17 protein-coding genes are annotated in these 15,321 nt (G+C 45.0%); 6 read left to right on the plus strand and 11 right to left on the minus strand.

Features of this window, described 5'->3' with window-relative positions; translation table 11 throughout:
• Nucleotides 1–73 precede the first annotated feature (73 nt).
• Together msrP and IUA53_RS10855 are read left to right on the plus strand one after the other, a co-directional pair.
• Complete coding sequence (gene msrP / locus IUA53_RS10850) at nucleotides 74–1,081, plus strand: protein-methionine-sulfoxide reductase catalytic subunit MsrP (RefSeq protein ID WP_044057292.1); 1,008 nt, start codon at nucleotides 74–76, stop codon at nucleotides 1,079–1,081.
• Nucleotides 1,082–1,093: 12 nt separating this feature from the next.
• Nucleotides 1,094–1,735: a sulfite oxidase heme-binding subunit YedZ gene (locus tag IUA53_RS10855; RefSeq protein WP_196897082.1), complete on the plus strand. Its 642-nt coding sequence runs from the start codon at nucleotides 1,094–1,096 to the stop codon at nucleotides 1,733–1,735.
• Here the strand turns inward: IUA53_RS10855 and IUA53_RS10860 are convergent.
• Nucleotides 1,729–2,160, minus strand: a complete 432-nt coding sequence (locus IUA53_RS10860; protein WP_231401133.1) for a YqaA family protein — start codon at nucleotides 2,158–2,160, stop codon at nucleotides 1,729–1,731. The genes IUA53_RS10855 and IUA53_RS10860 overlap by 7 nt on opposite strands.
• A 272-nt stretch (nucleotides 2,161–2,432) precedes the next feature.
• Between IUA53_RS10860 and IUA53_RS10865 the strand changes: the two genes are divergently transcribed.
• Both IUA53_RS10865 and IUA53_RS10870 read left to right on the plus strand, forming a co-directional pair.
• Complete coding sequence (locus tag IUA53_RS10865) at nucleotides 2,433–2,837, plus strand: hypothetical protein (RefSeq protein WP_044447720.1); 405 nt, start codon at nucleotides 2,433–2,435, stop codon at nucleotides 2,835–2,837.
• Between the two features lie 56 nt (nucleotides 2,838–2,893).
• Entirely contained in the window at nucleotides 2,894–3,355 is a 462-nt protein-coding gene (locus tag IUA53_RS10870) for a YchJ family protein (RefSeq protein ID WP_196897083.1), read from the plus strand.
• A gap of 63 nt (nucleotides 3,356–3,418) precedes the next feature.
• On the opposite strand, the gene IUA53_RS10875 is transcribed toward IUA53_RS10870, so the two are convergent.
• From IUA53_RS10875 to IUA53_RS10885, 3 genes are all read right to left on the minus strand, one after another.
• A complete protein-coding gene (locus tag IUA53_RS10875; RefSeq protein WP_196899499.1) occupies nucleotides 3,419–3,895 on the minus strand; it encodes a LabA-like NYN domain-containing protein in 477 nt (158 codons plus the stop codon).
• 79 nt (nucleotides 3,896–3,974) lie between these two features.
• The gene (locus IUA53_RS10880) at nucleotides 3,975–4,412 is read right to left on the minus strand and encodes a hypothetical protein (protein ID WP_196897084.1); all 438 of its coding nucleotides are present in this window, start codon (nucleotides 4,410–4,412) and stop codon (nucleotides 3,975–3,977) included.
• 154 nt (nucleotides 4,413–4,566) lie between these two features.
• Nucleotides 4,567–5,055, minus strand: coding sequence for a GNAT family N-acetyltransferase (locus IUA53_RS10885; RefSeq protein WP_044057298.1), 489 nt, complete (start codon nucleotides 5,053–5,055; stop codon nucleotides 4,567–4,569).
• Nucleotides 5,056–5,257: 202 nt separating this feature from the next.
• Between IUA53_RS10885 and IUA53_RS10890 the strand changes: the two genes are divergently transcribed.
• Nucleotides 5,258–8,212: a ligand-binding sensor domain-containing diguanylate cyclase gene (locus IUA53_RS10890; protein WP_196897085.1), complete on the plus strand. Its 2,955-nt coding sequence runs from the start codon at nucleotides 5,258–5,260 to the stop codon at nucleotides 8,210–8,212.
• Nucleotides 8,213–8,328: 116 nt separating this feature from the next.
• A complete protein-coding gene (locus IUA53_RS10895; protein WP_196897086.1) occupies nucleotides 8,329–8,964 on the plus strand; it encodes an SDR family oxidoreductase in 636 nt (211 codons plus the stop codon).
• 97 nt (nucleotides 8,965–9,061) lie between these two features.
• On the opposite strand, the gene IUA53_RS10900 is transcribed toward IUA53_RS10895, so the two are convergent.
• The 7 genes from IUA53_RS10900 to fabF all read right to left on the minus strand — a co-directional run bounded on the left by IUA53_RS10900 (nucleotide 9,062) and on the right by fabF (nucleotide 15,264).
• The gene (locus IUA53_RS10900; protein ID WP_044057300.1) at nucleotides 9,062–9,619 is read right to left on the minus strand and encodes a pyridoxamine 5'-phosphate oxidase family protein; all 558 of its coding nucleotides are present in this window, start codon (nucleotides 9,617–9,619) and stop codon (nucleotides 9,062–9,064) included.
• A 17-nt stretch (nucleotides 9,620–9,636) separates the two neighbouring features.
• Nucleotides 9,637–10,416: a TatD family hydrolase gene (locus IUA53_RS10905; protein ID WP_196897087.1), complete on the minus strand. Its 780-nt coding sequence runs from the start codon at nucleotides 10,414–10,416 to the stop codon at nucleotides 9,637–9,639.
• A 93-nt stretch (nucleotides 10,417–10,509) separates the two neighbouring features.
• Complete coding sequence (locus tag IUA53_RS10910; protein ID WP_196897088.1) at nucleotides 10,510–11,403, minus strand: DNA polymerase III subunit delta'; 894 nt, start codon at nucleotides 11,401–11,403, stop codon at nucleotides 10,510–10,512.
• A complete protein-coding gene (gene tmk, locus IUA53_RS10915) occupies nucleotides 11,403–12,023 on the minus strand; it encodes a dTMP kinase (RefSeq protein WP_196897089.1) in 621 nt (206 codons plus the stop codon). Before tmk ends, IUA53_RS10910 begins: the two co-directional genes overlap by 1 nt.
• 12 nt (nucleotides 12,024–12,035) lie before the next feature.
• The gene (gene mltG / locus IUA53_RS10920; protein ID WP_231401135.1) at nucleotides 12,036–13,076 is read right to left on the minus strand and encodes an endolytic transglycosylase MltG; all 1,041 of its coding nucleotides are present in this window, start codon (nucleotides 13,074–13,076) and stop codon (nucleotides 12,036–12,038) included.
• Nucleotides 13,030–13,875 (minus strand): aminodeoxychorismate lyase, encoded by an 846-nt coding sequence (gene pabC / locus IUA53_RS10925; RefSeq protein WP_196897090.1) that lies wholly within the window; start codon nucleotides 13,873–13,875, stop codon nucleotides 13,030–13,032. Before pabC ends, mltG begins: the two co-directional genes overlap by 47 nt.
• A 150-nt stretch (nucleotides 13,876–14,025) precedes the next feature.
• The gene (fabF, locus tag IUA53_RS10930; protein ID WP_044058849.1) at nucleotides 14,026–15,264 is read right to left on the minus strand and encodes a beta-ketoacyl-ACP synthase II; all 1,239 of its coding nucleotides are present in this window, start codon (nucleotides 15,262–15,264) and stop codon (nucleotides 14,026–14,028) included.
• Nucleotides 15,265–15,321: the final 57 nt, after the last annotated feature.

Genomic DNA, 15,321 nt, shown 5'->3' on the forward strand with positions numbered 1-15,321 from the left:
ATGTTGTACGTATTTAAACACATACCCAGAATAAAAAGTTTATTTTTCAGCTTGTTATACGCGGAGTATTTCTATGCCAAAACCTTTTAAACCCTCTGTGAGGCTGACAGATAACGATGTTACTGATGAAAGCCTGTATTTTAATCGCCGAAAACTTCTTAAATCCATGGGGTTTGTCGGTGCATCCACATTGCTAGGCTCGCCTGTCAAGGCTTCTGGCTGGCTATGGGGCGATGATGATGAAGATAACACCGTCACGCCATCGCCGCTCTCCTACAGTCAACCCAAGCAGTACCAAATAGATGAAACAAAGACACCCGAAGAAAAAGTCACTTCATACAACAACTTTTATGAATTTGGCACTGGCAAAGACGATCCCGTTAAAAATGCCGGCGGATTCAACCCTGACCCTTGGACATTGCGTATAGATGGTTTGGTTGAAACACCGACTACGCTTGATCTCGACGCGCTACTTACCCAGTTTCCTCTAGAAGAACGTATTTATCGACTTCGCTGTGTAGAAGCGTGGTCTATGGTAGTCCCTTGGGTTGGCTTTGAACTGGCAAAATTAATTCAACGGGCGAAGCCTCTCGCTTCGGCTAAATATGTGGCGTTTGAAACCCTATATGACCCAGAACAAATGCCTGGGCAAAAAAATAGGTTTATAGGGGGGGGGATTAACTACCCTTATGTTGAAGGCCTAAGGCTCGATGAAGCCATGCACCCGCTTACACTTATGTCAGTGGGCCTTTACGGAAAAACCCTGCCACCGCAAAACGGAGCCCCCATTCGTTTAGTCGTTCCGTGGAAATACGGATTTAAAAGTATTAAGTCTATTGTGCGCATACGTTTAACAGATAAAATGCCGCCAACTACATGGAATCGATTAGCCGCCAATGAATACGGCTTTTATGCCAATGTTAATCCGCAGGTATCTCATCCACGCTGGAGCCAAGCCAGCGAAAGGCGGATAACTACCGGCGGCCTGTTGTCTCGAAATCGCGTTCCAACGCAGCTATTTAACGGCTACAGCGAGGTTGCTCCCTTGTATAAAGATATGAATTTAACTCGTTATTATTGAAGCACTCATTTAATGAAACCTCGCAGTAAAAAGCCTTGGCGCTTTTCCCATTTTCAAAGACGGGCGCTAAAAGCCGTCATACACCTCATCGCAACCGGCTATTTAGTTGCCCTTTTTTACTTAGGCGTAAATGACCGACTTGGGCCCGACCCAGTAGATGCATTGCTCAACGAAACCGGCATTTGGGCTATACACCTATTATTCGTCACCCTATTATTAAGCCCGCTTGCCAAGCGTCTACCCAGTCCAGAACCGATTAAATTCCGGCGAATGCTAGGCATCTATGTTTTTGTTTATGCCTTCGCGCACTTTTTTACGTATGCTTTTTTTGAGCTGCAACTCGATTGGCATTTACTCACCAGTGAATTAGTAAAACGCCCCTATATTGTGGTGGGCATGGTTGCGCTTATCTTGCTTATGGCATTGACGGTAACGTCGTTGTCTGTATTACGAAGAAAGATGGGTAAACAATGGCAACGGCTTCATTACAGTATTTACGCTATTTTACCTTTAGCCTTGCTGCACTTTTCTTGGTCACAAAAAACATTTTGGCAAGCGCCTATTTTCTACTGGCTAATTGGGCTTATTATTATGCGTGGAAGGATAACGCGCACTGCCGCTAAAACAGTGAAACGATTGAAAGCCTATCAGTAAAAATAATACACAATAACGCCATATCTCAGCGTTTTCGTACACGCTACCACACTAAGAAAGAACCAAAACTGTGTTCTGAGTACACCGCCCATCAGGGTTAGGGGATCACCAATAATAGGAACCCAGCAAAGTAACAAACTCCACTTACCCCATTGTTTAAACATCTGCTGCGCACGTAAAAATGTACGGGGCTTAATACCAAGCCATGACAAGACGAATGTCTCTCCATATCGCCAACCTAAAACGTAATTGACGAGCGCCCCCAATACATTGCCTACACTTGCCGCCACCAGCAAGTAGGCCTCATTTGCACCTGTACTGAGTAAAGTCACTAAGACAATTTCTGAACTAAACGGGAGGATGGTAGCGGCCAAAAATGCCGATAAGCACATACCCACATACCCTAAGTTCGCTAAATCAAGCATGCTGTTTGGTCAGTAACCATAAAACGATAATCCTCCAATTTTACTAAAAAACAAAGAGATAGATAGCGTTAACAGCCCAAGAGCGAAAATAAAAACGACAAGGTGTTTGCTGCTGATTGAAAAAAACACAATTTATGCTTGCAATATGATCAAAGCGCAACTACTGTATACACATACACACTGTATATTTAAACATGTTAAATTAAAGCGTCTGACTAACGCAGTAATCTTTATACAGACGTACTTTCTTAACTAGATAGTGAGGCCACAGTATGAATACATCATCAGTAGATAGACTTAACGCCCTTAGAGCTTCCGCTTCTCGTTCCGCCTCTAATGTGGTTCAACTACCCTTGCCTATTGAAGGCTTTCCTGGCGACAATAATAAGAACGAGAATAAAGGTTGGAGTTATCTGCTGTCTCACTCAGTATCTTTTAAGAAAGACGTTGATCATGCTATTCGTATTCAGAAGCCGAAAAAGGAACAAGTTCCAGAATGGATCAGTAAACTGATTACGGGGGGCCAATGTAAAACACTGTATGTGGAAAACCTAGACTTGGATCTACAACCTACTGATAGCGAAATGATACGGAAACTATGTGATTTATATTCTGTATCGCTGATTAATGTAAGAGTAGAAAAAGAAACCACCGCGGTGGCAATGGGGCCATGGTAATTCGTTAAAAATCCCGCTAGCATTGCCATCTCGCCATCTAGTAGGAATATTTTAATATGCGCTGTTACTGTTGTTCATCTCTGGCTTTCGCAGACTGTTGCCACCCCTTTATTACACAAAGCAAGCAACCTGAAACAGCCGAGCAACTTATGCGCAGTCGCTTCACCGCCTATGTATTAGCGAATTTCACCTATGTACTGAATACGTACAGTAGCGAAAAACAAATTGGATTGAGCACTGAAGGGCTAAAAGAAAGTGCTGGAGACGCGGTTTGGTTTGCGTTGAAGGTGGCCAATAGTTCCGCCGATACAGTGGAATTCACCGCCTATTTTTTTGAAAACAAAGGCCTTTACCAACTCCACGAAACCTCAACTTTTGTTAAAGAAGGGTCTTTATGGCGCTATCATGATGGCATTCTGCATGATGATTGCGGCAAATTAAAATACGGAAGAAATTTACCTTGCTTATGTCATAGCGGTAAAAAGTTTAAGCAGTGCTGTGCAAATAAAATGCGTTAACTGATAAAGGGTAACCTAGACAGGCTTTTTAGGCCTCTCTGTGAACTGCTCTTTGCTTTAGGATTAACCCAGCAATAAATCACCTGAAATAGGATGAAAAACACTGGCAGACATTGACAGTGAATCTGCAGTGAGCTGAGGTACGCCATACACTTCCACGACCTTGCCTTTTTCTTTGGCTAACTTATTGACTAATAAATCAAAGTCACCATCTCCAGAGACCAAAACGAACACGTCTGCTTGGTTGATGGCATCCATCATATCGATGGTTATGCCTACGTCCCAGTCGCCTTTTGCTGAGCCATCGGCGCGCTGAATATAAGGTTTGAGTTTAACGGTAAACCCTATTCCCCTGAGTATATTTTGAAAGCTTCGTTGCTTAGCGTCGTTACGGTGAATGGCATACGCGTTTGCAACCACAGGCGTTCGGTTCAGCGTTGCTCTTTGCCAAAACTGATTGTAATCAAAGTGCTTTTGATAGGCTTGACGGGTTGTGTAATAAACATTTTGCACATCAACGAAAATAGCAACTTTTTGCATGCTCACCATAATATACTGTTAAAAACGGCCCGCACTATAGCATGTAACTGATTCAATCACTTGCCCTAAAACCTCGGCACTAGGATTTAATCAACCAGTCTTTCTCTTCAATAATTTCAATAAGCGTAGTGCTAACTTTTACATGCTCAAACGTATCTTGGTTTTGTGTAGCCGTACCTGTCATTTCCAGCCTTTTGTTCATTTGCTGAACCAAGGCATCGCTTAACAACTTTAACTGAGTATGGTTGAGGTCGTGAACAGGCAGGTTTCCGCGCTCGTGAAGCGCCAAAAGTACCTTACTGCAGGTTTCACGTTTTCGTTGGAAGGACGCTTTTTGCCATGCAAGTGCATTAGCGTTATGGAGTAAATCGGCGTCGTCCGCGACAGTGCCCACCGCCACTTGGATAGTATCGGCAACAGTGGCTTGCTTTTGGGAAGAGCCAGTACCGTCGCTGCATGCTGATAACGCGCACACAAAAATCGTCAGCGTTGCCATCGCAATAGGGTTAAGTTTCATTATCTGTCCTTGATAAATGTAAATACAATAAAAGTGTAGATTAAATTTGAATCGAATGCACCTTTAAAACGGCTTAGCCATGCTTATTCATTTAACACGCTGTTACCATTATGCTTTTTAAACATTACCTAACTATGGTGCATTCGAATTTTTCTCAGCGAGCTAATTTCTTCTGCCAAAACACCGCATTACCCGCTTCAGGATCGAGTTCATAACTGGAAAAGCCGAATTTTTCATAGGCCGATTTTGCAGCGGTATTATTGGTTAATACTTCTAGTGTTAACTTACAACAGCCTTTTGCTTGGGCAATCGATTCTACTTTTTCTAATAACCGTTGGCTTAAGCCAAGGCCCCGGTAAGGGGGTAATACACACATATCGTGAATATTCACCAGAGGTTGGCACGCAAAGGTAGAAAACCCTTCAAAGCAATTGGCTAAGCCTGCGGGCTTATCGTCTACATAGGCAATCACACTAAACGCGTGGGGAAGTTCACTTAATCGAGCCACCAGGTTTTCTTTCACGGCCTCGTTGAGCGCTTCTCCCCCACCCATTGGATCGAGCGCATACTCGTTGAGCAAATAGGGAATATGCTGTCGATGCTGTTCATTGAGGTAATCGGCTTGCACTAATTGAATTTTCATCTTTACCTTATTAACGTTGATATGAATGGCTGTCTCCCATTATTCCATAGCTAAAGGCAAGATTACATTAGGCTTTTTTGCTAGCAAGCCCACGCAAACCGCGTTGCATTCGTCCATATATTCTCACCCACTACTTTTGTACGATTTTTGACTAGATGAATTTAGGTTAATGTAGTGCTTCATGCGCCTAGCCGAGCAAATAATGAAGTCGATTATCTCTAGAACATTTCTTATCCTAGCCCTTGTTCTTTTTCCCCATTGTGTATTCTCGCAAGAGATGCCTAGCTCTCTTCCCTTGTTTAAAACCTATGGTTTAAGTGACGGTCTCTCTCAAATTTCAGTTTCAGATGTCACCGAAGACAAACACGGCTATTTGTGGCTAGCCACCCAGGCTGGATTAGACAGATTTGACGGCTATGACTTTAAACACTTCGGTAAGTGGAAAGAAGACCAAAACGATGGGTTGCATGCGATAACGAGTTTTCAAGTTGAGGCCAGCCATGATGGCGAGAACATTTGGGTAGGAACTATCGCGGGAATTAGTCGCTTCCATGTAGATACAGAAACCTTCGAACATTACACACTCCCCAACAACAGCAATATAAAGCCCGGCATCATAAAACGCATTTACATAGACAATAAAGGCGGTGTGTGGGTAGTCAGTGGTAAAAACCTGTACTCGTTTTCTCAGCGCAAAAATGCCCTAGAACCTATAGCTTATCTAACCACCCCAACCAGCACACTCACTGACATTTTTATTGACTCCAATAACACCATATGGCTTGGCGCCACCTCGGGAGTTTACAAGGTAGATGAGGATGCAAACCGTGTTGCCTTGTACAGTCACCGTGGGAAAAACATTTCAGTGCTCTACCCTAGCCCACTGGGTGGTATTTGGGTGGCCAGTGAAGCAAAAGGTGCCTGCTATTATTCTTCCATGACTGACACCAAAAGCGCGCCCCTATATTGTTATAACAAAGCCTCGGGCCTGCCGAGTAATAGTATACTGGCCATTTTGGAGCTTGGTAATGGCGATGTTTGGATTGCCACAGAAGCGCAAACGGCGATAGTTTTTAAGAATAATGCCCAAAACCCAGTACTCTTGTCACCCACCTCCACCCGTATTGCTAACCGAAGAATTAATACCCTATTTCAAAGCGATAGCGGGCTTATTATTGCTGGGTCTAGAGACAACGGCTTCTCAGTGTATAACCCTAAAATCGCCCGTTTTAGTAGCTATGCGATTGCCGACACACCGAATGTGACCGACTTAACCTTGGCCGCTAACAATCAAATGTGGTTTACCAGCGACAGCGGCCTTTGGCGTTATAATCCCCAAACAGGTGACAAACTAGGGCCTATAAAAACGGCATCGCAAAACAACGAATTAGATTCATTAGATATGCTGTTGTCACTTCAATATCATCAATCGACCGGTGATATTTGGCTAGCCACGCGTAAAGGTTTAGGGCATTTCCGGCCGGGTGACTCCCAAGTAGATATTGTCGCTCTTGAAGGTACTTCTGGCTACACAGTAAACGTTGATGACGCGGGGGATGTGTGGTTTGGTGGCTATAGTGATGGTGTATTTGTGTACCGTCCTAGTGAGCAAAATGTAGTGAGACACTGGCCACTTCCCTTGACAACAAAGATACATTTTCAAAATAGTGAAAGTGCGTGGATAGCCACGGTATCGGGGCTATATTTTGCCAACAAACTCACTGGCGATATCACCAACATCGGCGAACTATACGAAGGCTTTCCTTCATCAGCAGTCGTCACATGGATTTCACCTAGCATGCGTGGCGGATTTTGGGTTGCCACCCAAGCCAACGGCATCTATCTGATTTCGATAAACGCGCAAAAGTCGAATGTTGAATTTGTCACTCCGGTAACTCCGCACCCGCATCTAAGTGAAATTTCACTGGGCGCCATTGAAGAAGATGAAAACGGTAGCATTTGGGTATCTCACAGCGAAGGTATTGCTTATATCTCACCAGATTTAGAAAAGGTTTCTTATTTTGGCGTGGAAAATGGCGTGTTTGAAAACGGCTATTACGTAGGAGCCTCTGTGCAATCCGATGATGGCACTATATTCATGGGCGGTCCGAGTGGGATTACCCAGTTTAACCCTAAAAACATTACCCATTCTCCGTGGTTGCCCAACGTTAAGATTACGCAGGTTGAAGTGGTCAACTACAGTGAAGGTAGCGCCAATATCACGCGCATCGATAATGTGGAAAAGTTAACCCTTCAGCCCAACGAAATGTCATTCTCCGTTGAATTTGCTGCGCTAGAGTTTACACGCCCTAACGACGTTAGCTATGCGTACAAGCTGGCTGACTTCGATCCGGCATGGCGATTTACCGACGCTTCACGACGAATTGCCACCTATACGAATTTAGATGCAGGAAGCTACACCCTTATTGTGCATGCCATTAATAAAGAAGGGGTTTGGAGCAATGAGGCAGCCCGAATGGAGGTGATAGTTGTGCCTGCATGGTGGGAAAAAACGCTTTGGCAAAGCATTTTCGTGCTCACTTGCTTTTTACTGGTTGTGCTTATAATGAAGCTACGAATAAGTGCACTGAAAAAACGCTCCGCTCATTTGGCGCGTGTCGTGGAAGAGAAAACCAAGGATTTGGAAGCCGCCGTTACAAAGCTTACCCAGCTGTCTAGCCAAGATCCCCTCACCAATCTTAAAAATAGACGTTACTTTACTCAACGGTCAAAAGAAGCTTGGGATGCGTTCCAACGCTATGGGCAAGCATTTTCTCTCATGCTGATAGACGTTGACCACTTTAAAAACATTAACGATAAATATGGGCATCATGCTGGCGATTTGATTTTAGTCAAAATTGCCGACATTTTACGGGCAAATTTACGCAGTTCTGATGTTATCGCCCGTTGGGGCGGAGAAGAATTTTTAATCTTTCTTCCTGAACTCAATTTACATGAGAGTTACTGGGTGGCTGAAAAAATACGTAAAGCAATTTCTAGCTTTAACTTCTATTGCGAAGGCGTAGATATTTCAGTCACCATTACCGCAGGGATTGCTGATATTAGAGACTGTACCAGCGTTGAGCACTGTATTCACAGTGCAGATAAAAAACTCTATAGAGGGAAAGCGGAAGGACGAAACGCCATAATCAAATAATAACGTCATTATATTTGCACCTCATCCTTATAATACGTGGGTTAAACGAGGGCCGTGATCTTATTTTGTCGGGTAACTTATGAATAGGCACATAGGTAATAAGGAGACAAAATATTATGGCGACAATTCTAGTAATAGGCGCGTCAGGTCAAATAGGAAAACAAGCCACGGGTAAATTGTTGGAAGCTGGGCACAAGGTTATTGCCCCCGTGAGAAGCCCTGAAAAGCTTGAAGACATTCAAAGTGACAACCTCACCGTGAAGAAACAAAACTTAGAAGAGGACTTTTCTGCGCATTTCAATGGCGTAGATTCAGTGGTTTTTACCGCGGGCAGTGGTGGAAACACGGGCGCAGACAAAACGCTGCTTATCGATCTTTGGGCAGCACGTAATGCCGTTAATTATGCAAAAGACGCCAATATAAACCAATTTATTATGGTGAGTTCAATCGGCGCGGGGGACCCAGATGGCGTTGATTCAGCAATTAAGCCTTATCTGGTTGCCAAACACATGGCAGACGAACACCTTAAAAATAGCAACATTCCTCATGTGATATTGCGCCCAGGCACTCTATTAAACGAGCCGGGAACGCATTTAGTAACCACAGACATGCCTGACAATAAAGATGATGCTGTCATTCCAAGAGAAGATGTGGCCACCGCCATCGTTGAGTGCGTTAGCCGCTCAACAAACGATAATCGTGTCACCTACTTGTTTAAAGGTGAAACCCCTATTTCACAACTATTTGCCTAAGAGGCATCAACCCACTTTTAGCAGCCTTTCTCGAAGGCTGCTATTTTCCCCCAGCGCCAAGCACGAAAAGCAAACAAAGACACCCAATAGACACCCATTAAGGGATGATAGATTGGCTTAACCAGTTACCCTGTTCATCGGTGTAATGCAATTCTCGGTATTGAGGAGAGCCTCGTAAGTTGAGGTAATCGACTTTGTGTATAGCCAGTAAAATAACACAAAAGTGTTGGGGAACGGCTGAAAAGTCTCCCGATACGTGAAGCGCACTGCCATCATTTCTAGGCGTACCGGGCTCCCCCCATAAAAACTGCTTTTTACCTGCATCTGACAAGCGCTCCCAATGTGCGCTCACCAAAGGCGTATCCATCTCCAACGACAGCACTTTAGCGGTAACACTGAAACGATATTGCTCTCTTGTTTTGGCGAAATACCAACAACCGTGTGCATGGGGCTGTTGAGCTAACTGATCACACTTATCTGTACGTGTATCAGATATCACTACAAGGCAATTGTCGTCAGTCAACCCTCTATACACAACGGTTCTACAATAAGGTAGCCCCTGCGCATCCGCTGTCGCCAGTTGAAAATATCGACTTTCCGGCACACTACGTGTTTTGTGTAAACTTTTTGTCAGTCCTTGTCGCCACTGAGGCATCGTTTGCTCCTGCTGTTTTAATTAGCTTTACGTGCAGCAAGGGAAAATAGAGTATAAAAGTTTTCAGTAGTAATACGTGCCAACTCAGCAACCGTGATGCCTTTTAATTCAGCGATAAACTCTGCCACTTCCACCACATACCCAGGCTGATTTTGTTTGCCTCTGTGCGGCACAGGGGCTAGCCAAGGTGAATCTGTCTCAATAAGCAATCGCTCTAAAGGAATGGCTTTTACCACTTCGCGCAGCTCTTGCGCTGAATTGAAGGTTACGATGCCAGAGATAGAGATATAGAAATCAAGCTCCATGGCAGCTTCAGCCATTTCTAGCGACTCAGTGAAACAGTGCAAAACACCTTTCGTGTGCGGTGCTTTGTGCGCTTTTAACAGATTTATTGTATCTTCGCGGGCGTCACGGGTATGAATTATTAACGGCTTTTTAGTTTCATTCGCCACTTTGATATGGTCGATAAAAGACTGGAGCTGAACATCTTTGCTCTCGGGGCTATAAAAGTAATCTAAGCCCGTTTCACCAATGGCCACAACTTCATGACGGCTAGCTTTTTCCAGCAATTCATCATAGCTGCAGGCTTCGTCCTGATGCAAAGGGTGCACACCACAAGATACCGATACGTCGTTAAAGTCTTTCACTGTCTCTAACATACTGTCGTAATCATTAACCGATACACAAACACAGAGAAAGTGCTCGACTCCCCGTGTGCGAGCAAAGTTTAAGGTTTCAATTAAGGATTCGGGCGACTGTTTTAGCCTATCTAAGTGACAATGAGAATCTACAAACAAAATGCACCTGTATTCGAGTTAATTTCAATTAAGTTAAGAATTTAGACGTTTCTCTTCACTGCCCGTAGCCCGATTAACAGCCATCGTGCTAGGTTAGTGCTGAAACGCTTGTAATACGCCAACTAAAATCAGCGCTTTGTTCACCCCTGGATGTTGCAAACGTTCTAATGCCTCAATGCAATTTTCGTAACGGGCATAGGCTCTGGGGTCACGATTGGCCAAATAAGCTTGTTGCGCATCGTGTTGACACCACTGGACAACTTGAACCGCGTTGTCTTTCCATTTATTCGCTAAGCTTAATAACTGCTGTTTTTGCCCGCCACCACTGGCACTAGCAAGTAATGCTCCAAACCCTTCTTTGAAGGTGCGGTAAGAAAAGCTATCTTCCTCACTCAACGCTCGCTCTACTCGTAAAGGCGCGTTGCCGTATGCTTGCAGTAAAGCTTCGCTAGCATCCCCAATTCCTTTTTCATGAAGGTAAGCCAAACTTGCTGAAACCGGCGGCAGTGACAGTGTCTGCTTTTCGCAACGGCTTAAAATGGTTGGCATCAGGCGGTTAATGCTATCGCTGATTAATATCAAGTAGGTATTATTTGTGGGCTCTTCGAGTGTTTTCAACAGGGCGTTGGCTGCAGCTTCTGTCATTCCATGTGCATTTGGAATAATCAGCACCTTACTGCCGCCCATTTGCGCGGTTCCACTTAGCTTTGTTATGCCGCCACGAATACTGTCTACCCCTAATTGCTTTTCGCTTTCTAGCACATAGTAATCTGGGTGATTCCCGGCTTCTCTCAAATGACAACTTTGACACTGCCCACAGGCTCCCTTAGAGGAAGGGTGCTTGCACAACATGACGTAGCCTAACTGGGCGGCTAACTCATGCTTACCTATGCCCTGTGGCCCACTTAGCAAAATAGCATGATGCAGCGTTTTATTCACATACCGCTGAATGAGGTGTTCGAATGTATCAAGAAGCCAAGGAAACATTAACCAAGGTACTCCTGTAATATACGGTGTACATCGCGGTGAACCTCTGGCATGTCGTTCATTGCGTTGACCACCACGATAGAGTTGTCGTTTTCAGCCAACGACAAATATCTCGCCCGTGTACGTTCGAAAAACGCAAGACCTGCTTGTTCTATTCTATCAAGCTCCCCCCGACCTTTTGCTCGGGCTAACCCCGTGGCAGGCTCCACATCCAGATAGAGGGTTAAATCAGGCTTAAAGCCACCCAATGCTATCTCGCTAATTGCCTGCATGGTGCTTGCGTCAACACCTCGCCCACCGCCTTGGTATGCTTGAGAAGACAAATCATGTCTATCTCCTACTACCCAACATCCTCGTTCAAGGGCGGGAAGAATGCGGTTTTTAAGGAGTTGAACCCGCGCCGCATACATCAGCAGTAACTCAGTTTCTTCTGCAACGGATTCTTCCCAGTCATGCTTTACACACTCCCTGATAGCTTCGGCCATGGGCGTACCACCGGGTTCTCGGGTTAGCTCTACGCTTATACCTGCATCAATTAAGGTGTTTTTAACAAGCCCAATCACTGAACTTTTACCGGCACCTTCCAGTCCTTCTACAACAATAAATTTTCCGTGCTTCATGTTTTTGGGCTTTTACTTCTGATTAAGTTGGTATTTTCGCACAGCTTGGTTATGCGCTTCCAGCGAAGATGAAAATACGTGACTGCCATCGCCATTGGCCACAAAATACAGTGCGTCGGTTTGCATTGGATTAAGGGCGGCTAAGATGGCCTCTTTCCCTGCCATCGCAATGGGCGTGGGGGGCAAGCCTTTAATTACGTATGTATTGTACGGCGTTGGGGTACGTAAGTGTTTTCTTGTGATATTACCATCGAAGTGTGCACCTATTCCGTAAATAACGGTAGGATCGGTTTGTAACCGCATATTGCGCATTAAGCGATTAACAAACACGCCCGCTATCTTTCCTCTTTCTTCAGGAACGGCCGTTTCTTTTTCTATAATACTGGCAAGAATTAATGCTTCGTAAGGCGATGATAAGGGCAAGTCGGCTTGCCGTTGTTGCCACGCGTTCGACAGAAAATCACGCATTGCATCATGTGCTCGTTGCAATACCACGCTGGCTTTATCGCCGTCATTATAGAAATAGGTGTCCGCCAAAAATAAGCCTTCTCCATGCTGGGGTTCAGGTGCAATTCTGGATGATGCGATAATTTTTGCAACAACACTATCGCTAATATCAAAAACCAGATTTTCTTGCTGTTTGAGGGTTTGAATCCACTGAGAAAGGGTTAGCCCTTCAACGAGACTTACCGGAAAGCTATGTTCCTGACCTAGCGCGAACATGGCGATAAGTGACGCAAAGCTCGCGTCTTTCTCAATAAGATACGTTCCCGATTTTATATGACCAGATGGCGCCAGAAATTTTAACCACAGTTTGGCCACGGTAGGCGATATATCGGTTAGTCCTTCTGCGGTAAGTTTGTAGACAACGCCATAGCCTGACATCCCTTTATCAACAACAAAAAGCCGCTCCTGTTCTATCAATAATGGTGTGTTTGCTTCCTTTTCCACATAAGTAATACCACCGATGACTGCAGAAACCACCACAATAACTAAAACCAATAAACTAACTAAAACGCGCATCTTCTTCTCGGTACTTCGTAAGTAATGCATCTGTTAACACCTGACTGTGACTAATGTCAAAGGTAAGCTTGTTGCCATTTTCCAGGGTAAGCGACTTGACTGGCATAACCCCCATAAGGGCATTCGTCACCACGAGACAATCCGCCCCTATGAGTGCTTCCATGCTGTATCTAGCCTCGGTAATCTCTATGCTGCGGTCATCTCGAAAATGGGACAACAAAAACTGTCGCACCACCCCATTGACGCCACTTCCGTCAAGGATTGGCGTGTGCCACCCTTGGTTATTCTTAAAGAACACATTGCCGGCACTGGCTTCCACAATATGATGTTGAGTGTCTAGCACTAACGCGTCATCAGCATTCGCCGTTTCAATCTCGCGCTTGATCAACACTTGCTCTAAACGATTAAGATGTTTAACCCCAGCCAACAAAGGTTGAATCGACAAAGGGGTCTGCGCACAAATGAGATCTGCGCCTTTCTCCCGTAATGGTTCGTAATGCTGAGGGTAAGGAAAGCACATCAATCGAATTAAAGCTGGGTTAGCCTTGTCGCGCGCATAACCTCGCCCACCTTCTCCGGCCGAAACATGCACCTTAAGTACAAACGATTGACGGGATTCTGCTTTTGCAGTTTTCACCATGGCATCGCTTAACGCTTTCATATCCAGCGCTATATTCAATACGCTAGCGTCATAGGCTAACCGACTTAAGTGAAAATCGAAAAGTTGTATTTTCCCATGTTGAACATGGGTGGTAGTAAAAATCCCATCACCGTAGTTAAACGCGCGATCTTGGGATAAAACTTTACCATCACTAACAAAAATGTTCACAAAGTACTCGCATTGTCTTGTGTAGCGGTAAAGTATACCAAGTTACTGAGGGCAAACAAGAAAGGCAGCCATAGGCTGCCTTTTTTAATCATGCTGAAATTCGTGTTTGAATGAGGCCAAAGATAGGCGCCCCAAAAAAGCGATTTTCTTTTATAACCGTTTGAAAATAAGTGACCCGTTAGTACCACCGAAGCCAAACGAATTACACAGTGCATACTCTGACGTAAACACTTTGGCTTTTTTCGCCACAAAGTCCAGGTCGCACCCTTCTCCTGGTGTGTCCAGATTAATGGTAGGCGGAGCCATTTTGTCTCTAAGTGCTAATAGCGTAAAGATTGCCTCTACAGAACCGGCAGCGCCTAACAAATGCCCTGTCATTGACTTTGTTGAGCTCACCAACAACTCATAAGCGTGATCGTTAAATACGCGCTTAACAGCGGCAACCTCAGCCACATCACCCGCTGGGGTAGACGTGCCGTGTGCATTAATATAACCAATGCTTTCAGGCGTAATACCCGCGTCTCTAATGGCATTTTCCATTGAGGCTGCGGCACCTTCACCGTCTGCAGGCGGAGACGTCATATGATAAGCGTCACCGCTCATGCCAAAGCCTACTAATTCTGCATAAATGGTGGCACCACGTGCCACTGCAGCATCGTACTCTTCCAGCATAACCACGCCCGCGCCTTCGCCCATAACAAAGCCATCTCTGTCTTTGTCCCATGGACGACTTGCCGCTTGCGGATCGTCGTTACGTGCGGAAAGCGCTCTAGCCGCTGCAAAACCGGCAATACCAAGAGGAGTAATAGACGCTTCCGCACCACCAGCTAGCATAGCGTCAGCATCACCATAGGCGATGGTACGCGCAGCAATACCAATGTTGTGCACACCTGTGGTACAGGCTGTCACTACATTGATGTTAGGCCCTTTTAGTCCTTCCATGATAGACAAGAAGCCTGAAATCATGTTGGTGATAGTTGAAGGAACAAAAAACGGAGATACCCGCTTTGGACTGCCGTTAAGTAGCTTAAGGTGATTTTGCTCTATTTGCTCTAGCCCACCGATTCCAGAACCAATTGCAACACCGACTCGATGCGCATTGTCTTCGGTAATCGTTAAGCCTGAATCTGCCATGGCTTGTTTACCCGCTGCAATTCCCAGCTGGATAAACCTGTCCATTTTTTTCGTTTCTTTTTTCTCAATATATTCCAACGGGTCAAAATCATTAATTTGACCAGCGAAACGGGTGGAATAATTACTGCTGTCGAAATGAGTGATTTCACCAATACCGCTTTCGCCTGCAAGCAGACGGCGCCATGTCTCTTCACTGTTGAGACCTAAGGGTGAAAGCATTCCAAGACCAGTAACCACTACGCGACGTTTTGTCACAATAAGTCCTCGCATTGGAACCAAGGGGGGATACAGAAAACGGCTCTAAAAAGAGCC

The organism is Alteromonas sp. B31-7, assembly GCF_015767655.1.
In the GTDB taxonomy this organism is placed as follows: domain Bacteria; phylum Pseudomonadota; class Gammaproteobacteria; order Enterobacterales; family Alteromonadaceae; genus Alteromonas; species Alteromonas australica.